This window comes from Flavobacterium johnsoniae UW101 (assembly GCF_000016645.1).
Taxonomy (GTDB): Bacteria; Bacteroidota; Bacteroidia; order Flavobacteriales; family Flavobacteriaceae; genus Flavobacterium; species Flavobacterium johnsoniae.
The window spans coordinates 1,137,551-1,158,509 of sequence record NC_009441.1 but is presented as its reverse complement, the minus strand read 5'-3'; the positions used below and the strand labels follow the sequence as shown (position 1 = coordinate 1,158,509).

Here is a 20,959-nt window from a genome sequence, read left to right as displayed (position 1 = left end):
ATAAAATCAAACCTCTGAATTTCAGAGGTTTTTTTGTGTTTATAAGTCATTGCGAGGAACGAAGCAATCTCACTAAGTTATTCACACAAAGTTTGTCATTTCGACCGAAGGGAGAAATCTTCGCAAGTAACTCCGCAATGAGAAACCAATCTTTGTCGAGCTTCTCGCGAAGATTTCTCCCTTCGGTCGAAATGACAAGAATGTGAAAAAATTAGGCACAAAAAAAAGAGACACATTTCTGTATCTCTTTTGAGGCATCGTCCGGATTCGAACCGGAGTAGGAGCTTTTGCAGAGCCCAGCCTAGCCGCTCGGCCACGACGCCATTGCTTGAACGGATGGCAAAAGTAACTAAAATCTTTAAATTTCAAAAGTTTCGAATGAACTATTTTAAAATTTTAGGATTTTAATTTTTAATATTACTTTCTGGTTTCCGTCATTTTTATAGTAACTGACTCAACATCACCACCAATAGGTGGATTAATTTTAGAAACCCAAACTGTAGTTTTTACTACCATTTCTATCTCTGCCAGTACACGAATATTGATTCTTTTGGCTACATGTTCCAATAAATGCGAACGAATTGCCATTTCTTCTGCTACAATTTTGTTCAAATGAACATAATCTACCGTGTCTAAAAGATGATCTGTTTCTGCTGATTTCTGTAAATTAGTTTTAATTTTTAGATCTACAGTATAATCAGATCCTATTTTTCCTTCTTCAATTAAACATCCGTGGTAAGAAAAAGTACGGATATTTTTCAGTTTTATAACTCCCATTTTTATAGTTTTATTCTTGTAGTGTTTGGATTTTGATAATTGGATGTTACAGCGTATACTGTAACTATTTTGTTAATTTCATCAACTGTAAAATGAATAGTGTATGGGAATTTTTTCAAAGATAATGTTCTGACTATATTATACTTTTCTTCAAAAAATGGAAATGTATTTAAAGTATCTACATACTTTTGATATTCATTAAAAAATTTTGTTCCTAAACCATTAGAAAGAGATTCATAATATTCAGCAATTTCATCTACTTCTAATTCAGCTCTTAAGAGAATATTTATTTCGAACATTACTTCTTATTCCATTTAGCATTGAGTCTTTTTTTCGACTCTTCCCAACTAATAAAATCCTCTGGTTTAGCATTTTTTATACGATTCAAAACCATTTCTTGTTGCCATAATGGAATTTCATTCTCAACATTTTCATCTATAGAAACATCAGGAACATGTTTGAAAAAACTAATAAAAGTTTCGTAAAAATCGTCTGGAATTGTAACAGTTAATTGTCTCATAATTCTGAATATTTATACAAAAATACTAAATAAATTAATTAAAGATTTTGAGTTTAACGTTTCATGTTTTCAGTAAGTTTCCAAAGAAAACCATAAACCATAAACTATAAACTATAAACTTTTTTATCTTTGCTAAAATTACTATAAAATAATGGCATCAGAAGAGAAATCACTCAATTTTATTGAACAAATCATAGAGGAAGACGTAAAATCAGGTCTTTCAAATACTAAACTTCGCTTTCGTTTTCCACCAGAGCCTAATGGTTATTTACACATTGGGCACGCGAGTTCTATTGCGTTAAATTTTGGTTTAGGAATTGATTATCAATCTCCTGTGAATTTACGTTTTGATGATACAAACCCTGAAAAAGAAGAACAGGAATTTGTTGATGCTATTAAAAAAGATGTGGAATGGTTAGGATATACTTGGGCTGAAGAATGTTATGCATCAGACTATTTCCAACAATTATACGATTGGGCAGTTTTCTTAATTAAGAAAGATAAAGCGTATGTTGACAGTCAGACTTCTGAAGAAATGGCGATCCAGAAAGGAACTCCAACAACTCCAGGAACTGACAGTCCGTACAGAAATCGTTCTGTTGAAGAAAACTTAGATTTATTCGAAAGAATGAAAAATGGTGAATTTGAGGCTGGTACTCATATTCTTCGTGCAAAAATTGACATGAAATCAACAAACATGTTAATGCGTGATCCTATCATGTACAGAATTTTACACAAACATCACCACAGAACTGGAGATGCTTGGAAAATCTATCCAATGTACGATTGGGCACACGGACAAAGTGATTATTTAGAACAAATTTCTCACTCATTTTGTACACTTGAATTCTTGCCTCACCGTGAATTATACGATTGGTTTTTAGATCAGATTTTTGATGATAATAAGCTGCGTCCAAAACAAAGAGAATTTGCCAGACGTAACTTATCACATACTGTTGTTAGTAAAAGAAAATTACAGCAACTAGTTAAAGAAAAGCATGTTAACGGTTGGGATGATCCAAGAATGTCAACCATTTCCGGGTTAAGAAGACGTGGTTATACAGCTGCTTCTTTACGTAATTTTGCTAACACAATTGGTATTGCAAAACGCGATAATTTGATCAATGTATCGGTTTTAGAATTTTGTATTCGTGAAGATTTGAACAAAATTGCACCTCGTGTAATGGCTGTTTTAGATCCTGTAAAATTGGTAATTACAAATTATCCAGAAGGAAAAGGAGAGTGGTTAGAAGCTGAAAACAATCAGGAAGATGAAAATGCAGGTTTCAGAAAAGTGCCTTTTTCTCGTGAATTATACATCGAAAGAGAAGACTTTTTGGAAGAAGCTCCAGCTAAGTTTTTCCGTTTGACTTTAGGAAAAGAAGTTCGTCTTAAAAATGCTTATATCATTAAAGGTGAATCAGTTATAAAAGATGAAAACGGAAATATTACAGAGATTCATGTAACATATGATACCGATTCTTTAAGCGGAAGCGGAACAGAAGCAAGCCAAAGAAAAGTGTCTGGAACATTGCATTGGGTTTCTATCAAACATGCATTAGAAGCAGAAGTTCGTTTGTACGATCGTTTGTTTACAGATGAAGCTCCGGACAGTTATAAAGAGAAGAATTTCTTAGATTTTGTGAATCCAAATTCGTTAGAAATTGTAACTGGATATGTTGAACCAAGTTTATCAACAGCTCAAAATGAAGATAAATTTCAGTTTCAACGTTTAGGTTATTTTACTGTTGATAAAGACTCAACTCCTTCAAAATTAGTATTTAACAAAACGGTTGGACTAAAAGATGCTTGGGAAGAAAAGGGTAAAAAAGAAGAAAACAGCATTAATAATTCTTTGAAAGATATCAACAAATATTTTAAAGTTGAGACTAAACCGGAGAGAATTGCAATTGAAAGTGCAATAGGGGAGAACATCAAAAATATCTCTACTTTTTCACTTTTACAGAATTCTTTAAAGAAAAACATCAACAATAATAAAGCTTCGTTGTTGTTTTCTCAGTTTATTTTGAAATATTCTAGCTGGAAATCAACTGATTTTGAGGAAGATGATATTAAGAAATTATATTCAATGTCTTTAAAAAGTGAATCAACTTATGTTAGATCAAAAGGACTTTTAAATTTAAGAGATATTGAAAGTGAAAGTTTCAAAAATCAGTATGATGATGAAATTTTAAAATTATATTCAAATCCTCCAAAAAATGCTTCGGAGAGAGAAATTGAAATTTTATCTGAAATGGTAAAAAAGTAAAACATAATTAAAATCTATAAAAAAGCGCTTTTTAAAAGCGCTTTTTTTATTATATATAAAATCTATTAAATTTTTAAAATTATAATTTTAGTAGATTAAAATTGGCTTTCATATTTTTATTTTAAAGAAGAATTAAAATTTATTGGATAACTAACCTATTTTTTGAATTTAAATTGATTTAATAGCTTTATTTCAATTTTTAATTTTTTTGAGCTCAATTTTTTCTACAATACTTTATGTTATAAATTTATGCAATATAAAATTATTTTTAAATTTATTTTAATTATTATTTATAAAATCTATTATATATGTTTTTATTATAATTTTATTGAATTAAAATTGACTTTTATATTTTTATTTTAAAGAAGAATTAAAATTTTCCGGATAACTGATTCATTTTTTAAATATTAATTCATTAAATCTCTTTATTTAAGTTTTTATAATTTTTAAGCCATCTTTTTCTAGAGAATGTTTGTATTATAAATTTTAATGATAATATATTATAATTTTATATTGTTTTATTTATTATTTATGAAAACTATTAATATTTAAATTTATAGTATATTTTAATTTTAAAAAATTTTATCTTTTAGTTTATGAAATAATGAATGGATTAACTTTTCGTTTGATAGAGATTTTATAATTTTTTTATCTCTGTTTTTCCATCTTTTATAAAAAATAAATAATTAAGTTTTTTCTTATTTTTTATGTTTTTACTTTTTCTTCTTATTTTATAGATTTTATTAATTGATAAATATTATAATTTAGTTTTTACTTATTATTAATATAATTGATTATAGAATAGAAAATAATAGTTTTTATAAATCGTTTTTCACCTCCATAAATCGTTTTTAAGACGCTTTTTAAAAACGGTAAATAGATAATTCATTTTTTGAATTATTGTTTATTTAAAGCTTTTATTTAACTTTTTGCTGTTATTTTTGTCAGTTTAACGGCTTGTTAACACACAATTGTTTATAAAGTTGCTATTTTTAACTCAATACCAAAAGTCAGAGATGATTTTATAGAAAATTGATATTTCCGAAGAGATTCTAAATTGATTATTATTTACAATTAAAAAAGACAATTTTTTATTTGATTTATTAATTCAAACCTGAATTCTTGAAAAGACAATTTTATGTTCTGTTTTTTATTGTGATGTGGTTTTGATAATATTTCGCGTAAAAGGTATTTTTCAAATTACTTCATAATTATGAAATTTCCATAGCATTAGTTTTAGGTCATTATTGTTTTTGTAATTCAATCTGACAAATTTTAATTATTAAACTTAAAATCCAATTATCATGAAAATTTTATATTTTACGCTGGCGATGTTATTTGCAAATATTGCAATTTCTCAAACACATCAAATTACAAAACACAATGGGGAACAACTAGATGTTAATTTCATTAAAAACGAAAATGGTTTAATTTATTATTCCTTGAACGGAAGTTCTGAAGAAGTTAAAATTAGCAAATATGCTGTTTCTCAAATTACTAATAAACAAACCAAACAAACTCAGAAAATTTCAGATAAGATAATAGTAGATTCAAAAGACGATTACAAAATGGTAACTGTTTTGCCTCAGGAAAAGACAATAGGACTGAAACAGGCTGCTAGTTTTACAGGTGTTTCGACAAGGACAAAAGGTGAACCGCCAATTGCAAATCAAAAACAGACTGCTATGAGAATCAAATCTAAGTCAGCTTCAAATGGTTATCCTTTTGTGAGTATTATTGAAAAAGCTGACGGTAAGTATGAAGCAGTTTCGTATGTGTATTAATTATATTGTTAAATTTTAAATTTTGAAGTTTAGCATTTTAAAAAAGAAGTATCTTTATTAATCACTTTAAATATAAATATCATGTCAAATAATTCAAATACAATTGCAGCGATTTTGGCTGGTGCTGCAGTAGGAGCGGCGATCGGAATTTTATTTGCTCCGGATAAAGGATCAAAAACGAGAGCTAAAATTAAAGAAGGAATTGATGATGCAAAACATAATTTGCAGGATTCTTTTGAAGCAAGTTCTGAAGTACTTCGTGAAAAGTTTACAAATGCAACGCACAATCTTGACGGAACTTTGAATGATTTACTTTCAAATGTAAGTCATAAAACAGAAGAAGTGATCACTTTTTTAGAATCTAAATTGGCTGATTTAAAAGCGCAGAACGCTAAACTTCAAAAATAATATCTAATACAAAAGCACATAACTTGCTTATTTTTAAGAGAGTTTTGTGCTTTTTTTATTTAAAAAACTAATTATGGCATTTGAAGAGTTAAGAGAAAATACTGAAAAAATTCAGGATCAGACTAAAGTTTATATAGATAGTCATTTAGCTTACTACAAACTTTGGGGTTTTAAAGTAGCCATGAAATCCACAACTTTAATTTTCAAATTTACTTTGATATTATTGTGTTTTAGTATGGTTTTACTTTTTGGATCTTTTGCAGCTGCGTATGCTTTTGGAGATTTATTTGGAAGCAATGCTTTAGGATTTTTAGCAGTAGGAGGGATCTATCTTTTATTTACTATTTTACTTTTCTTGATAAAAGATAAGATTGTCGAAGGTCCGATTTTAGAGAAATTTTCAGAAATATTTTTTAACGATTAAAGATTATGGAAAAGAAAAAATACTCGTCTTACGCTGAAATCGACAGAGATTTAGAAATTCTAAAACTTGAAAAAGATATCAATTATCAGAAATTAGTTTTGAGTTTTCAGAAAACTAAAGAAAGCATAACAACACAAAATATTGTAAACGGATTCGTTTCATCTTATACAGATTACTTTTCAAATTCTTATACAAGTATTTTACAATCCATTTTACCTTATGTAATTGGCTGGTTTATAAATAAAAAAAGAGGCAGTTAAGCCTCTTTTTTATTTTAAAATTATGAATGAACATCTGGTTGAATGTCATCTTCATAACCAGATTGCGGTTGAATAGGTTTTGGTTTCTCTATCTTTTTATTGTGCTTTTTCATCATTTCACCAACCTGGTTCGATGCAGAAAATGAAGCAACCATATTATTTAACATGTCACTTCCAGCTTGTGGAGAATTTGGTAACAAAATTAAATTAGAATTAGCATCAGCTCCAATTGCTTGTAAAGTATCATAATGCTGAGTAACTACAATTAGGGCAGAAGCTTCTTGAGAATTAATTCCAACACTGTTTAAAACTTCAACACTTTCTACAAGACCTCTTGCAATTTCACGACGCTGATCTGCAATACCTTGACCTTGTAAACGTTTACTTTCTGCTTCAGCTTTTGCTTTAGCAACGATTCTAATTCTTGAACTTTCTGCTTCAAATTCTGCAGCGGTTTTTTCTCTGTCAGCAGCATTGATTCTGTTCATTGCATTTTTTACCTGAATGTCCGGGTCAATGTCTGTAACCAATGTATTGATAATGTCATATCCATAAGTAGACATTGCTTCGTTCAATTCACGTTTAACTGCAACTGCGATATCATCTTTTCTTTCAAAAACATCATCTAATTTTAATTTTGGAACCTCGGCACGAACCACATCAAATACATAAGAAGTAATTTGATCGTGTGGATATTCCAGTTTATAAAAAGCTTCGTATACTTTTTCCTGAATAACTTTAAACTGAACAGAAACTTTCATTTTAATAAAAACGTTGTCTCTGGTTTTCGTTTCGATGATAACATCTAACTGTTGAATTTTAAGATTTACACGTCCGGCCAATCTGTCAACTAACGGAATTTTAAGCTGTAATCCTGAATTTCTAACACTCTGAAATTTTCCAAATCTTTCGATAATTACAGAAGACTGCTGTTTTACTGTAAAGAAAGACGACATGAAAATGAAGAATGCCAATACTAAAAAGATAATAAATGCTGTACTCATGGTGATATAGTTTATATTTTTGATTTTGGTAAATTACGAAAATTCTTCTAAATTAAAATTTTAAAACATTAAAAAAACGCTAAGAACATTTTTGAGATGTTGCTTAGCGTTTGTTTTTTTAACCATTAAGGTATTAAGAAAATTAAGATCAAAACTTTGTCAAGAGAATTAAGCTTAGCTTTATGAACTTTTAAGTTCTGTTTTTTACCACCAAGAAATGCTTAATTAACTTAATATCTTAATGGTAAAATATTTTTATAAAGCAGAAATTGCTTTCTGAATTCTTGAAACAGTTTCTTCTTTTCCAATGATTTCTACAATGTCAAATAGGTGAGGACCTTTAAGAGCTCCAACCAAACTTAAACGGAAAGGCTGCATTACTTTACCCATTCCAATTTCGTTTTTAGTTAACCATTCTTTTACAATAGTTTCAATGTTTGCAGAAGTAAAATCTTCAATATTTTCAAGAACCGAAATCAATTCTTTCATTAAAGCTGGAGTTTCTTCTTTCCAGTTTTTACTTGCTTTTTCATCATAAGATGATGGTGCCTGAAAAAAGAAATCAGTTAAATCCCAAAATTCAGAAACGAAATGAGCTCTTTCTTTAATCAAAGAAACAATACGAGTTGTCACTTCGAGCGGAGTAGAGAAGCCTTTTTCTTCTAAAATTGTAGAGAAGCTCTTTGCTAAATCAGCATCATTTTGTTTGATTAAATATTGGTGATTGAACCATTTGTTTTTTTCAGGATCAAATTTTGCTCCTGCTTTATGAACTCGGTTTAAGTCAAAAGCTTCAACTAATTCTTCAAGAGAAAATAATTCTTTATCAGTTCCATCATTCCAACCTAACAAAGCAAGGAAGTTTACAACTGCTTCCGGGAAAAATCCTTTCTCTCTGTATCCAGATGAAACGCCTTCTTCCGTTTTCCACTCTAATGGAAACACCGGAAATCCTAATTTATCACCATCTCTTTTCGATAATTTTCCGTTTCCAACAGGTTTTAAAATCAAAGGCAAATGTGCAAATTCTGGAGCATCCCAGCCAAAAGCTCTGTATAATAAAACGTGAAGAGGCATAGATGGTAACCATTCTTCACCACGAATAACATGTGAAGTTTCCATCAAATGATCATCCACAATATTCGCTAAATGATACGTCGGCATTCCGTCACTTTTAAAAAGAACTTTATCATCAAGCAAGTTCGTTTCAAACTTAACATCACCACGAATGATATCTTTTAAATGTAAAGTTTCATCAACCGGAGTTTTAAAACGAATCACATAATGTTCTCCATTTGCAATTCTTTTAGCAGTTTCTTCTGCAGAAATTACTAAAGATGTATCTAATTTTTCACGGTTGTGATGATTATAAATAAATGTTTTTCCTTCAGCTTCGTGTTGTTTTCTATGTGCATCAAGAGCTTCTGGAGTATCAAAAGCATAATACGCCCAGCCTGAATTGATCAATTGATCTGCATATTTTTGGTATAAATCTTTACGATCACTTTGTCTGTACGGACCAAATTTTTCATTTTTTCCAACAGTTTCTTCAGGAGAAATTCCTAACCATTCCAGTGCTTCCATAATATAAGCTTCGGCACCTGGAACAAAACGTGTCTGATCTGTATCTTCAATTCTCAGATAAAAAACACCGTTATGTTTTTTTGCAAATAAATAATTAAATAGGGCAGTACGAACTCCGCCAATATGTAATGGTCCAGTCGGACTTGGTGCAAAACGCACTCGAACTTGCTTTGACATTTTGTTTAAATTTTGATGCAAAGATACGATATTAGTCAAAAGCCAAAAGTCGAAAGTTTGAAAGGTTTTTAGCTGTGTGCTAAACTTTTGACTTTCGACTTTTGGCTTTCAGACTTATCGTTATAATTACTACTTTTATGGGTTATAATTAAAAGAGATTTTATTTTGAAAACATCATCTGCAATATATCAGAAGTTAGAAGGATTTATAAAGAAATATTATATGAATGAATTGATAAAAGGAGGACTTCTTTTTATTGGTTTTGGACTTTTGTATTTCCTGTTTACACTTTTTATTGAGTATTTTCTTTGGCTTAAACCATTAGGAAGAACCCTTTTATTCTGGATATTTATTGCAGTAGAAGTTTTTCTGTTGTTTCGTTTTATTTTGTTTCCAATTTTTAAGTTGTTCAAACTTCAAAAGGGAATCGATTATAATCAGGCTTCAGCTATTATTGGAAATCATTTTACAGAAGTAAGTGATAAGCTGACAAACTTTTTACAGCTTTCTTCAAACGAAAATTCTGCTGAAAGTTCAGAATTAATGTTGGCTTCGATTGAACAAAAAGCAAATTCATTGCAGCCAATTCCATTTGGAAATGCCATCAATTATAAATCAAACAAGAAGTATTTACCTTTGGCTTTGATTCCGGTTTTATTGTTTGCAGTCTTTTTTGTTTCTGGAAACAGCAATATAATTTCTCAGAGTTTTAATAGAGTAGTACATTTTAATGCTTCGTTTTTACCGCCGGCTCCTTTCAAATTTGTGGTTCTAAATGACAAACTTCAAACAGAACAAAACAAAGATTTTATTGTAAAAGTTGAAACAGAAGGAAACGTAGTTCCAGAAAATGTAATGATCCATATTGGTAACGAAAGCTATTTTATGGAATCTTCTCAAACCGGAAAGTTTGAATTTAAGATCGAAAAACCTACATCAGATGTTCAGTTTTCATTTGAAGGAAATTCAGTTTCATCAAATGAATATGAATTAAAAGTTATTACAGTTCCATCGATTGCCAACTTCGAAATGGTTTTGAATTTTCCATCTTACCTAAAAAAGAAATCAGAAACGATTCAGGGAACCGGAAATACAATCGTACCAGAAGGAACAATTGTAACCTGGAAAATGAAAACGCAGTCGACTCAAGAGGTAGTTTGGAAAGATGATAACTCAATTTTGAAGTTTAATAAGGCCGAAAATGAGTTTAAATTAGCTAAAAAGATCAATCAAAATACAGAATATCAAATCCTTACTTCGAATAATAAGGTTAAAAACTACGAGAAATTAGACTATCAGCTGTCAGTTATTAAAGATCAGCATCCAACAATCACTGTTTCGCCAGCTCCGGATAGTTTAAAATTAGATAAGAATTATGTTTTAGGAAGACTTGGTGATGACTACGGTTTATCAAAATTGCAGATTGTGTATTACGAACATGGCAAACCACAAACTGCAAAACGCGGAACCATTCCAGTAAAGCAGGCAGTATTCGATCAGTTTGTTTTTAACTTCCCGAGTAATCTTGCAGTAGAAGAAGGAGTATCTTATGAATACTATTTTGAGGTTTTTGATAACGATGCATTGCACGGATTTAAGAGTACAAAATCTTCTACGTTTTCAGACCGAGTTTCTACTACAGATGAAATTCAGGATGCAGAACTGAAACAGCAAAATGCTAACATTAATAGTTTATCTAAATCATTAAAGAATCAGGAAAAGCAATTTTCTGAAATGGATAAACTAAAAAATGCCGGAAAAGAAAAAGATAATTTAGAGTTTAAAGATCAGCAAAAAGTAAATGATTTTATCAAACGTCAGAAACAGCAAGACGAAATAATGAAGCAGTTTGCTGAAAAAATGAACAAGAATTTAGATAAATACAATACCGATAAGAAAGATAAAACTGCCGAAGATTTACAAAAGCGTTTAGATAATGCCGAGAAAGATTTAGAGAAAAATCAAAAATTGATGGATGAGTTGAAGAACTTAAATGATAAATTAAACAGCGATGAGTTGTTTGATAAGATGGAAAAGTTTAAACAAATCAGCAAAAACCAATCTCGTAATTTAGAACAATTAGTTGAATTAACGAAACGTTTTTATGTAGAAAAGAAAGCAGAGCAGGTTGCAGAGAAGCTAAATAAGTTAGCCGAAAAACAAGAACAGCTTTCTAATAAAGATGTAGAAAACACAAAAGAGAAGCAGGACGATATCAATAAATCATTTGATAAAATCAAAGAAGATCTTAAAGATTTGAAAGACGAAAACAATAGTTTGAAATCTCCATTAGATATTCCTAAAGATGCTTCTAAAGAAAAAGACGTAGAGAATGATTTGAATAAAGCTTCAGAAGAATTAAATAAAAAGAATACTTCTTCGGCTAAGCCAAAACAAAAAAGTGCTTCAAAGAAAATGAAGTCTATGGCAGAGCAAATGAGTTCAAGTATGGAAGGCGGAGAACAGGAACAATTAGTAGAAGATGTTGCCATGCTTCGTCAGATTCTGGATAACCTTTTAGCTTTTTCATTATCTCAGGAAGATGTTATGAAACAATTTAAATCGATGAAATTAGGTTCTTCAGCCTATACAAAGAACATAAAAATTCAGCAGAATTTAAAACAACAGTTCCGTCATGTAGATGATAGTTTGTTTGCAATGTCTCTTAGAAATCCAAAAATAGCTGAAGATGTTACGAAGGAAATTGGCAACGTACAATATAATATGGATAAAGCAATTGAAGTTTTAACCGATGTTCAAATCCCAAAAGGAGTTTCGCATCAGCAATATGCTGTTTCATCTGCAAACAAATTAGCCGATTTTTTAAGTGATCTTTTAAATAATATGCAGATGCAAATGTCAAAACCGGGAACTGGAAAACCAAAACCAGGGGATGGGCAAGGGATGCAATTACCAGATATTATTCAAAAACAAAAAGGTCTTGCTGATAAAATGAAAGAAGGAATGAAACCCGGAGACAAACCAGGAAGTGGGCAGCAGGGAAAAAGTGGAGAAGGAAAACAAGGTCAGGACAGCGGGCAAGGAAAAGAAGGAAATGGTAAAGAAGGTAAAAATGGTCAGGGTAAAAATGGACAAGGAAGTAAAGAAGGTGGAAAAGGAAAGGATGGAAATGAAGGCGAAGATGGAGAAGGAGATGCTGAAAAGATAATGGAGATTTACAAAGAGCAGGTTAAACTTCGTGAAGCTTTACAAAAAGAGTTAGCTAAAAAAGGATTAGATGCTCAAGGAAGATCTGCAATAGAACAGATGAAAGCTTCAGAAAAACAGATTTTAAATAAAGGATTTAAGAATGAGAACCTGCAGAGAATTTTAAATATTCAGCAAGAACTATTAAAATTAAACAATGCAGTCCAGGAACAAGGTCAAGATACGAAGCGTCAATCTGAAACAAATAAGACTGAATTTTCTAATCGTTCAAATGCTCTACCAAGCTCATTAACTGATTATTTAAATAGTGTAGAAATTTTAAATAGACAATCGCTACCTTTGCGCTCGAATTTTAATCAAAAGGTTCAAGAATATTTTAATACAAAATGATAAACTTTAATTACGAAACCGAATTTTCTTTAGACAACGAACAAGCTTTTACAGATTGGTTGAGCGCTGTTATTGTTTCTGAAGAGAAGAATGAGGGAGAAATAAATTATATTTTTTGTGATGATGAATACCTGCATAAAATAAATGTTGAGTATTTAAACCACGATACACTAACTGATATTATTAGTTTTGATTATACAGTTGGTAACGAAATAAGCGGAGATATTTTTGTATCTGTTGAAAGAGTAGAGGACAACGCTAAAGATTTTAATGTTTCTTTTGAAGAAGAATTGAAACGTGTTCTTGCTCACGGTATATTACATTACTGTGGATATAAAGATAAAAGTGATGCAGATGCTGAACTAATGCGTTCGAAAGAAGATGAAAAAATTGCAATGTTTCACGTGGAACAGTAATTAAACATCTATAAAAATTAGAGATATGTTCCACGTGAAACATGTTTTTAAGGTTAAATATATTGTGTTCCACGTGAAACGTTTTTAATTATTGAGGCTCAATTTTATAATTTCGTTCCACGTGGAACATAAAACAGAATAAAAGAATTCAGTTTTTAATTCTTAAAACAAGTTCCACGTGGAACAGTTTAGAGGAATTTTCAATTCGTTTTAAGTAAAGAAATATATTCCACGTGAAACAGTTTTGATATTTATAAGTAATCAAGATATTGTTTAGAGAGTATATTTTTAAATATTTCGTTCCACGTGGAACGAATAAAATAAATTTAGAATAGATGAATTTGGGTTTAAAATTGTTTTGAGCTTTGTTTGAGAAATGTTTTAAATCTGATGTTTTGATAGTTTTTGATATTAATTTGGTTCCACGTGGAACCAAATTTTAGGTTTGATTTTAATTTTTTCGTTTCGTTTTACTTTGTAAAAGAATGAAAAACGGAATTGAAATATAGTTTTAAGTGTACGCTGTAAAGCGTGAAACTTGAAACATTGAATGGAAACTTCAAGTTTTGAATTTGGATTTTCTGAGATTGAAATTAAAAGATTCGTTCTACGTGGAACAAAAAGAAAATAAAGTTAATTCTGAGAACTGCCTTAAACGGTTTGCAGAGAATAATAAAACAAAATGTTTTTAGAAGAGTACGATGTTATTGTAGTTGGTGCTGGTCATGCAGGATCTGAAGCCGCGGCAGCGGCCGCAAATTTAGGATCCAAAACTTTGTTGGTTACAATGAGTTTGCAGAACATTGCCCAGATGTCTTGCAACCCTGCAATGGGAGGAATTGCAAAAGGACAAATTGTTCGTGAGATCGATGCGCTTGGAGGATACTCCGGAATTGTTTCAGATCGAACTGCAATTCAGTTTAAGATGTTGAACAAATCAAAAGGACCTGCGATGTGGTCGCCGAGAGTTCAAAGTGATCGAATGCGTTTTGCAGAAGAATGGAGAATGATGTTGGAGGGAACTCCAAATTTAGATTTTTACCAAGAGATGGTAAAAGGTTTGATTATCGAGAACGGAAAGATAAAAGGAATCAGAACTTCACTTGGAGTTGAGATTCGATCCAAATCGGTTGTGTTGACAAACGGGACTTTTTTGAACGGATTAATTCATATTGGAGAAAAACAATTTGGAGGAGGAAGAGCAGGCGAGAGTGCTGCAACCGGAATTACCGAAGATTTAGTGAAAGCCGGATTTGAAGCTGGAAGAATGAAAACAGGAACGCCGCCACGAGTTGATGGACGTTCTTTGGATTATTCTAAAATGAACGAAGAAAAAGGAGATGCAAAACCAGATAAATTTTCATATTCTGATTTGACAAAACCTTTAACGCAACAACGTTCTTGTTACATGACATACACGTCGCTGAATGTTCATGATATTTTGAGAGAAGGTTTTGATCGTTCACCAATGTTCAACGGAAGAATAAAAAGTTTAGGTCCGAGATATTGTCCTTCGATCGAAGATAAGATTAATCGTTTTGCAGATAAAGAACGTCATCAGCTTTTTGTTGAACCGGAAGGATGGAATACTTGTGAAGTTTATGTAAACGGATTTTCAACTTCGCTTCCGGAGGATATTCAGTTTAAAGCTTTGCGCTCTGTTGCCGGTTTTGAAAATGTGAAATTCTTCCGTCCGGGTTATGCAATCGAATATGATTATTTCCCGCCGACACAATTGAAACATACTTTGGAAACTAAGTTAGTTGAAGGATTATATTTTGCCGGACAAATTAATGGAACGACAGGATATGAAGAAGCAGCTTCGCAAGGTTTGATGGCAGGAATAAATGCGCATTTAAAAGTGCATGAAAAAGCGCCGTTAATTTTAAAACGTGACGAAGCGTATATTGGAGTTTTGATCGACGACTTAATTACGAAAGGAACAGAAGAACCTTATCGTATGTTTACATCAAGAGCAGAATACAGAACTTTGCTGCGACAAGATAATGCCGATTTCAGACTGACGCCAATGTCGTTCGAAATTGGTTTAGCTTCTGAAGATCGAATGAGAAGAATGGAGCATAAACTTAACGAGTCTGAAAAGATGGTTGCCTTCTTTAAAGAAACAAGTGTAACAGTTGCAGAAACAAATCCAATTTTAATTGAAAAAGAATCGGCACCAATTTCACAAGGCGATAAAATGTTTAAAGTTTTTTCTCGTCCGCAGATTGAATTAGAGGATATGCTGAAATTTGAAAAAGTAGATTCTTATATCAAAGAAAATAATCTGGATGAAGAAATTGTTGAGCAAGCCGTAATTCAAGTTAAGTATTCTGGTTATATCGAAAAAGAAAGAAATAATGCTGATAAACTAAATCGTTTAGAAGAAGTAAAAATTCCGGAGAATTTCGATTACAATAAAATTAAATCAATGTCGATTGAAGCAAAACAAAAATTAAGCAAAATTCGACCTGTTACAATTTCTCAGGCATCAAGAATTAGCGGCGTATCACCAAGTGATATTTCCGTGCTTTTGATTTATATGGGAAGATAGAAAAGTTTTCAGTCGCAGTTTTCAGTTTTCAGTATTTTTAACTGAGACTGAAAACTGAGACTGAAAATTAAATTTTGTTCCACGTGAAACATTGAATTCAATTTTAATGAAAGTTGTTAGAATAGAAAATTTATCATTAGAAGAAAAAAAGGTTTTAATGCATCTTCGTAACAATGCATTTCCGATTCAGTTTGGTCATGCAGTATTTGAAGAATTTGATTTGTATTTGGATAGTTTGATCGAAGTAAAACATTATTTGCTGAAAGACGAAAATCAAATAGGAGGCTGGGCTTTTACTTTTTTTCGAGATCAGGAAGTTTGGTTTTCGATAATGATAAATAATCAAATTCAAGGAAAAGGAAACGGAACAAAATTGATTGAAGAATTAAAAAGAAATAATTTCAATTTGAATGGCTGGGTTATCGATCATGAAAATGATATAATGCAAAATGGCGAAGTTTATAAATCGCCTTTGTTATTTTATATCAAAAACGGTTTTAGTGTTTATCAAAATACAAGAATCGAAAATGAAAAAATTAAAGCAGTTAAAATAAATTGGACAAACAACAAATAGAAATAAAAAAATAATGCTAAAAGTGATTTTTCATTTTTAGCATTTCTCATGAATTAAACCAAAAAATACCAAGAATTAAAAAATGGACGTTTTAAATAAAAAACATTTTCTTACTGTAAAAGACCATTCTGTTTCAAAAGAAATTTTCGATTTGTACTATGATGAAAATCTGGATATGCTGATTACTTCTCCGCAGCCGGATTTAGAAAATTTAGGAAGATATTACGAAAGTGAAGATTACATTTCGCATACAGATAACAAACGTTCTTTTTTTGAAAAAGCATATCATTTTGTAAAAAGTATCGCTTTAAAAAATAAACTGAATTTGATAAATTCAGAACAATCTCAAAAAGGAAAAATTTTAGACATTGGAGCCGGAACCGGAGATTTTTTATTAACGGCAAAAAATGACGGCTGGAATGTAATTGGAATTGAACCGAGCGACCGGGCAAAAAATATTGCAAAGCAAAAAGGAATTTCGTTTGCAGAAGAAACAGCTTCTTTAGAAAATAATTCTTTTGACGTAATTACCATGTGGCACGTTTTGGAACATGTTCCAAATTTAGAACTTCAAATTCAGGAATTGAAGCGTTTGTTAAAACCAACTGGAACATTAATTGTTGCGGTTCCAAATTTTAAATCTTTCGACGCAAAACATTATGGAGAATTTTGGGCAGCTTTTGATGTGCCAATTCATTTTTGGCATTTTTCAAAAAAAGCGATAAAATCACTTTTCGAAAAAGTCGATATGAAATTAGAAAAAGTACTTCCAATGAAATTTGATTCATTTTATGTGAGTCTGCTTTCTGAAAAATATAAAACGGGAAAAATGAATTTTGTCCGTGCATTTTTTATTGGTTTAAGATCAAATTTAAAAGCATCAAGTACAAAAGAGTATTCATCTCACATTTACGTGCTAAAAAACAGCTAAAACGCAAAATAAGTGCATTTAAGACACTTTCTCTCTTAAGTTGAAGGTTTGTGTCGTCTTTTTTTAGAAAAAGGCTCTAATAAAGGCTATGAAAGTCACTTTTAATAGTGATATTTTATAGCTTTTTTTTGATCCATAAAGAAAACTAATACCTTAAAATTAGGGCAGTTTTTCTATTTTTTTCTTGATTTTTTCAATTTTTAATTTTCGACTTTGACGAGATGAAAAAATGAAATTTTTTTGTTTTTGGATTTTGCTTTTTGGATTTTCAAAAAAATGAAAATTTCAAAAAGTATGAAAAACAGAAATTTCATGACTTTTTTTAAAAATGAACTTGATTTCTTGTTTTTGTTGATTTTGGTAATGAAATTTAATAACGAGGTTCAAAAAAGTTTTCGTTTTAGAATTTATGAGCTAAAAAAGCATCAAAACGCAAAATAAGCGTATTTAAGGCGTTTTCTTGGTTAAATTGAGGGTTTGTGTTGTCTTTTTTGAGAAAATAGTTCTAACGAAAGCTATAGAAGTCACTTTTAATAATGATATTTTATAGAATAAAAATGTACCATAAAGAAAACTAATATGCTAAAATTCGAGCATTTTTTAAACTTTATGTCGATCCTATTTATTTTTTTATATTTTTGTCTTTCATACCAATAAAAAAATAGAAATTTAGAAAATGAAAAAAGCATTAGCAATTATCGCACTTTCAATTTTAGTTGTTTCGTGTAATAAAGCAACAGAAGTTAAGGAAGTAAAAACAGCTTACATAGATACTTCAGTTTTAATGAAAGAGTACACTGAAGCAAAAGACCTTGAGGCTAAATACAAAGCTCAGGCAGAAGAAAAAGGAAGACAATTACAAGCTGAAATTTCCCGCTTCAAACAAGACGCTGCTAATTTTCAAAGCCAGGCACAGGCAAATGGCCAGCAATGGGCTCAGCAAAGAGGTGCAGAATTGCAAAAAAGAGAGCAGCAATTAGGATATGCTCAACAAGCATTATCTCAGCAATTACAGCAGGAAAGCGGTGTTGAAATGGATTCTCTTGTAAGCGGAGTTAAAAAATTCATCAAAGAATACGGTAAGAAAAACGGATATTCTTATATCTACGGTACAGGTGATGCAGCTACAGTTTTGTATGCTGAAGACAAGTATGATATTACAAAAGAAGTAGTTAAAGCTTTAAATGACAAATACAAAGCGTCTCCAAAAGCAGAAGAAAAAGCTCCTGCTAAAAAAGAAGAAGCTAAAAAATAAAAACTGCCAAACTAACTAAAACTAAAATTGAAAAACCTAAATCCACATCGGATTTAGGTTTTTTTCTTTTATAAAAATGCGATAATTTTGACGTTTAATACCGGTCTAATGCAAAACGTTTCTGAAGCTGCAGCTTACACTTTACAATTTATCAATCAAACACAAAAATCGATCTTCCTGACAGGTAAAGCCGGCACAGGAAAAACGACTTTATTGCGTGAAATTATAGCAACAACACACAAAAACACTGTAGTTGTTGCGCCTACCGGGATTGCAGCTTTAAATGCAGGCGGTGTAACAATTCATTCGATGTTTCAGCTGCCTTTTTCAGCATTTATTCCTTCGTATGAAGAAAGTTCCCAGTTTACAGAAACCGTAAAATTTGAGAATAAGGAATCACTTCGCCGACATTTTAAAATGAACAATGTAAAGCGAAATGTAATTCGTAATATGGAACTGCTGATTATTGATGAAGTCAGCATGCTTCGTGCTGATTTACTGGATGCTATCGATTTTATGATGCAGACAGTCCGAAGAAATACGCGCGCTTTTGGAGGTGTTCAGGTGCTTTTTATTGGTGATTTATTGCAGCTGCCGCCCGTAATTCGGGATGAAGAATGGCGCACTCTGCGCAATTTTTATAAAGGCAAATTCTTTTTTCATTCGCATGTAATTCAGCAAAATCCGCCTTTGTATATCGAATTATCCAAGATTTACCGCCAGAGCGACGATGTCTTTATTTCGGTTTTAAACAATCTGCGAAACAATCAAATCACAACTCAGGATATTGAGGTTTTGAACCAATATGTACAGCCGGATTTCGACTTAAAAATGAATCCGGGTTATATAACCCTTACAACGCACAATGCAAAAGCCGATGCTATAAATGAACAGGCTATCAATGATTTAGCAGGAAATGAATTTGCTTATCAGCCATTTGTAGTGGGTGATTTTCCGGAGAAAATTTTTCCTGTAGAAGAAAATCTAAAACTTAAAGTAGGTGCTCAGGTAATGTTTGTCAAGAATGATTTATCTTTTGAAAAGCGTTATTTTAATGGAAAAATAGGCGTTATAAAGTCACTTTCCGCAGAAGAAATCTTTGTTCATTTTCCGGAAGAAAACAAAACAATTGAAGTTGAAAAATACGAATGGAAAAACATTCGCTACAAAGTCAACGAACTGACAAAGGAAATCGAAGAAGAAGTTCTGGGAACATTTGCCCATTATCCAATCAAATTGGCCTGGGCGATTACGGTTCATAAAAGTCAGGGTTTAACTTTTGAGAAAGCTGCGCTCGACGTATCGCAAGTTTTTCTTCCCGGGCAGGCCTATGTAGCACTTTCGCGTTTAACTTCCTTAAACGGGCTTATTTTGCTTTCTAAGATGCAGATGAATGGTCTGTCGAACGATCAGGATGTAATGGATTATGCTTTGAACAAAGCAACAGAAGATGATTTGAAAAATTCACTTCATTTTGAAACCAAGAATTTTATTCATAACTATTTGATAAACAGTTTTAACTGGACGGATTTAGCACAAGAATGGAGAAATCACCGTTTTAGTTATAATGAAAATGCTGTCGCTTCAGAAAAATCAAAACATTCGGTCTGGGCGCATAAACGCATGGATACGATTGAAGCATTGGCAGATCCTTCGCAGAAATTCATTCAGCAGCTTAATAAAATTTTCAGCAAAGAAACTGTCGATTTAAAGTTTGTTCAGGAAAGGGTAGTGGCGGCTTACGATTACTTTTTTAAACCAATGGATAAATTGGTTTCGGATCTTTTGAGTAAAATGGCTGAAATCCAGAAATTTAAAAAGGTAAAAGAGTTTTACGAAGAATTGGCTCTGCTGGACGATTTACAGACAAAAGCCGTTTTGCGTTTAATGAAAGCCAGACTGCTGGTTGATATTGTGGTTTCCCGTGAAACAATCAGTAAAGAAAGTTTAACATCGCCAGCCATTAAAAATTATAAAACAGATAAAATTTCGAAAATCAAAGAAGAGTTCAAAATGGCGAATACAGAAATGTTTCAGGTTGATGAGCCTGTTATACGTTATTCTTCTAAAAAAGTGGATAAAACAGCCGAAAACGGACCAAAAAAGACTACTGTGGAAGAGACTCATGAACTTTGGTTACAAAAAAACTCTGTAGAAGATATTGCACGCATTAGAAAACTCACTGTACAAACTGTCGAATCGCATTTAATAAAACTCATTCAGGCGAAAAAAGTAGACGTTTCAGATGTGCTTCCGTATGATAAAATCCTTGCTTTACGTGAAGCATTTCAGTTTTACGATGAAGAATCCTTAAGTCCGTTAAAAGAAAAATACGGTGAAGAATTTACCTGGGATGAACTCAAGATGTTTAAAGCCAGCATTAACTGATTTTAGATTTTAGATTTTAGATTTTTTGTGCGTCTTGGGTAAGATTTTGTAACTTGTTGTGTGATTCTAAATTTTA

The 20,959-nt window shown here is 31.4% G+C and carries 17 protein-coding genes and 1 tRNA gene; 12 read left to right on the top strand and 6 right to left on the bottom strand.

All coding sequences use genetic code 11. The features are described 5' to 3' along the window. Positions 1 to 252: 252 nt before the first annotated feature. The 4 genes from FJOH_RS26785 to FJOH_RS05285 form a co-directional block, all read right to left on the bottom strand. Positions 253 to 323 (bottom strand) — tRNA-Cys (locus tag FJOH_RS26785). A gap of 94 nt (positions 324 to 417) precedes the next feature. After that, a complete protein-coding gene (gene folB, locus FJOH_RS05295) occupies positions 418 to 777 on the bottom strand; it encodes a dihydroneopterin aldolase (protein WP_012023100.1) in 360 nt (119 codons plus the stop codon). 2 nt (positions 778 to 779) lie between these two features. Continuing rightward, positions 780 to 1,076, bottom strand: a complete 297-nt coding sequence (locus FJOH_RS05290) for a hypothetical protein (protein ID WP_012023099.1) — start codon at positions 1,074 to 1,076, stop codon at positions 780 to 782. Further along, complete coding sequence (locus FJOH_RS05285; RefSeq protein ID WP_044047526.1) at positions 1,076 to 1,297, bottom strand: hypothetical protein; 222 nt, start codon at positions 1,295 to 1,297, stop codon at positions 1,076 to 1,078. Before FJOH_RS05285 ends, FJOH_RS05290 begins: the two co-directional genes overlap by 1 nt. A gap of 151 nt (positions 1,298 to 1,448) precedes the next feature. Between FJOH_RS05285 and FJOH_RS05280 the strand changes: the two genes are divergently transcribed. The 5 genes from FJOH_RS05280 (at position 1,449) to FJOH_RS05260 (ending at position 6,442) form a co-directional block, all read left to right on the top strand. Continuing rightward, positions 1,449 to 3,566 (top strand): glutamine--tRNA ligase/YqeY domain fusion protein, encoded by a 2,118-nt coding sequence (locus FJOH_RS05280; protein WP_012023098.1) that lies wholly within the window; start codon positions 1,449 to 1,451, stop codon positions 3,564 to 3,566. Positions 3,567 to 4,870: 1,304 nt separating this feature from the next. Next, complete coding sequence (locus FJOH_RS05275) at positions 4,871 to 5,350, top strand: hypothetical protein (RefSeq protein ID WP_012023097.1); 480 nt, start codon at positions 4,871 to 4,873, stop codon at positions 5,348 to 5,350. An 81-nt stretch (positions 5,351 to 5,431) separates the two neighbouring features. Then, positions 5,432 to 5,758 (top strand): YtxH domain-containing protein, encoded by a 327-nt coding sequence (locus tag FJOH_RS05270; protein WP_012023096.1) that lies wholly within the window; start codon positions 5,432 to 5,434, stop codon positions 5,756 to 5,758. Positions 5,759 to 5,831: 73 nt separating this feature from the next. Further along, complete coding sequence (locus FJOH_RS05265; protein WP_012023095.1) at positions 5,832 to 6,182, top strand: hypothetical protein; 351 nt, start codon at positions 5,832 to 5,834, stop codon at positions 6,180 to 6,182. Positions 6,183 to 6,187: 5 nt separating this feature from the next. Further along, entirely contained in the window at positions 6,188 to 6,442 is a 255-nt protein-coding gene (locus FJOH_RS05260; RefSeq protein ID WP_012023094.1) for a DUF6327 family protein, read from the top strand. 20 nt (positions 6,443 to 6,462) lie between these two features. On the opposite strand, the gene FJOH_RS05255 is transcribed toward FJOH_RS05260, so the two are convergent. Further along, positions 6,463 to 7,446, bottom strand: coding sequence for an SPFH domain-containing protein (locus FJOH_RS05255; protein ID WP_012023093.1), 984 nt, complete (start codon positions 7,444 to 7,446; stop codon positions 6,463 to 6,465). Positions 7,447 to 7,701: 255 nt separating this feature from the next. After that, positions 7,702 to 9,207, bottom strand: coding sequence for a glutamate--tRNA ligase (gltX, locus tag FJOH_RS05250; RefSeq protein WP_012023092.1), 1,506 nt, complete (start codon positions 9,205 to 9,207; stop codon positions 7,702 to 7,704). 165 nt (positions 9,208 to 9,372) lie between these two features. Here gltX and FJOH_RS05245 point away from each other — a divergent pair, with 165 nt between their 5' ends. The 7 genes from FJOH_RS05245 to FJOH_RS05210 all read left to right on the top strand — a co-directional run bounded on the left by FJOH_RS05245 (position 9,373) and on the right by FJOH_RS05210 (position 20,883). Then, complete coding sequence (locus tag FJOH_RS05245) at positions 9,373 to 12,765, top strand: DUF4175 family protein (protein WP_044047524.1); 3,393 nt, start codon at positions 9,373 to 9,375, stop codon at positions 12,763 to 12,765. Next, positions 12,762 to 13,181, top strand: a complete 420-nt coding sequence (ybeY, locus tag FJOH_RS05240; protein ID WP_012023090.1) for an rRNA maturation RNase YbeY — start codon at positions 12,762 to 12,764, stop codon at positions 13,179 to 13,181. The genes FJOH_RS05245 and ybeY overlap by 4 nt, the downstream gene beginning before the upstream one ends. A 682-nt stretch (positions 13,182 to 13,863) precedes the next feature. After that, entirely contained in the window at positions 13,864 to 15,735 is a 1,872-nt protein-coding gene (gene mnmG, locus FJOH_RS05235; RefSeq protein WP_012023089.1) for a tRNA uridine-5-carboxymethylaminomethyl(34) synthesis enzyme MnmG, read from the top strand. A gap of 106 nt (positions 15,736 to 15,841) precedes the next feature. Continuing rightward, positions 15,842 to 16,309: a hypothetical protein gene (locus FJOH_RS05230; protein WP_012023088.1), complete on the top strand. Its 468-nt coding sequence runs from the start codon at positions 15,842 to 15,844 to the stop codon at positions 16,307 to 16,309. A gap of 82 nt (positions 16,310 to 16,391) precedes the next feature. Beyond that, positions 16,392 to 17,240: a class I SAM-dependent methyltransferase gene (locus FJOH_RS05225; protein WP_012023087.1), complete on the top strand. Its 849-nt coding sequence runs from the start codon at positions 16,392 to 16,394 to the stop codon at positions 17,238 to 17,240. Between the two features lie 676 nt (positions 17,241 to 17,916). Continuing rightward, entirely contained in the window at positions 17,917 to 18,495 is a 579-nt protein-coding gene (locus FJOH_RS05215) for an OmpH family outer membrane protein (RefSeq protein ID WP_012023086.1), read from the top strand. 108 nt (positions 18,496 to 18,603) lie between these two features. Beyond that, positions 18,604 to 20,883, top strand: coding sequence for a helix-turn-helix domain-containing protein (locus FJOH_RS05210; RefSeq protein ID WP_012023085.1), 2,280 nt, complete (start codon positions 18,604 to 18,606; stop codon positions 20,881 to 20,883). The last annotated feature ends 76 nt before the right edge of the window (positions 20,884 to 20,959 follow it).

Excerpts from the sequence above, each read along its gene's own strand:
- FJOH_RS05280 (WP_012023098.1), top strand. The coding sequence starts at position 1,449 with ATGGCATCAGAAGAGAAATCACTCAATTTTATTGAACAAATCATAGAG.
- FJOH_RS05265 (WP_012023095.1), top strand. The coding sequence starts at position 5,832 with ATGGCATTTGAAGAGTTAAGAGAAAATACTGAAAAAATTCAGGATCAG.
- gltX (WP_012023092.1), bottom strand. The coding sequence starts at position 9,207 with ATGTCAAAGCAAGTTCGAGTGCGTTTTGCACCAAGTCCGACTGGACCA.
- ybeY (WP_012023090.1), top strand. The coding sequence starts at position 12,762 with ATGATAAACTTTAATTACGAAACCGAATTTTCTTTAGACAACGAACAA.
- FJOH_RS05225 (WP_012023087.1), top strand. The coding sequence starts at position 16,392 with ATGGACGTTTTAAATAAAAAACATTTTCTTACTGTAAAAGACCATTCT.
- FJOH_RS05210 (WP_012023085.1), top strand. The coding sequence starts at position 18,604 with ATGCAAAACGTTTCTGAAGCTGCAGCTTACACTTTACAATTTATCAAT.
- FJOH_RS05215 (WP_012023086.1), top strand. The coding sequence starts at position 17,917 with ATGAAAAAAGCATTAGCAATTATCGCACTTTCAATTTTAGTTGTTTCG.
- FJOH_RS05260 (WP_012023094.1), top strand. The coding sequence starts at position 6,188 with ATGGAAAAGAAAAAATACTCGTCTTACGCTGAAATCGACAGAGATTTA.
- FJOH_RS05285 (WP_044047526.1), bottom strand. The coding sequence starts at position 1,297 with ATGAGACAATTAACTGTTACAATTCCAGACGATTTTTACGAAACTTTT.
- FJOH_RS05275 (WP_012023097.1), top strand. The coding sequence starts at position 4,871 with ATGAAAATTTTATATTTTACGCTGGCGATGTTATTTGCAAATATTGCA.
- FJOH_RS05255 (WP_012023093.1), bottom strand. The coding sequence starts at position 7,446 with ATGAGTACAGCATTTATTATCTTTTTAGTATTGGCATTCTTCATTTTC.
- folB (WP_012023100.1), bottom strand. The coding sequence starts at position 777 with ATGGGAGTTATAAAACTGAAAAATATCCGTACTTTTTCTTACCACGGA.
- FJOH_RS05290 (WP_012023099.1), bottom strand. The coding sequence starts at position 1,076 with ATGTTCGAAATAAATATTCTCTTAAGAGCTGAATTAGAAGTAGATGAA.
- mnmG (WP_012023089.1), top strand. The coding sequence starts at position 13,864 with ATGTTTTTAGAAGAGTACGATGTTATTGTAGTTGGTGCTGGTCATGCA.
- FJOH_RS05270 (WP_012023096.1), top strand. The coding sequence starts at position 5,432 with ATGTCAAATAATTCAAATACAATTGCAGCGATTTTGGCTGGTGCTGCA.
- FJOH_RS05230 (WP_012023088.1), top strand. The coding sequence starts at position 15,842 with ATGAAAGTTGTTAGAATAGAAAATTTATCATTAGAAGAAAAAAAGGTT.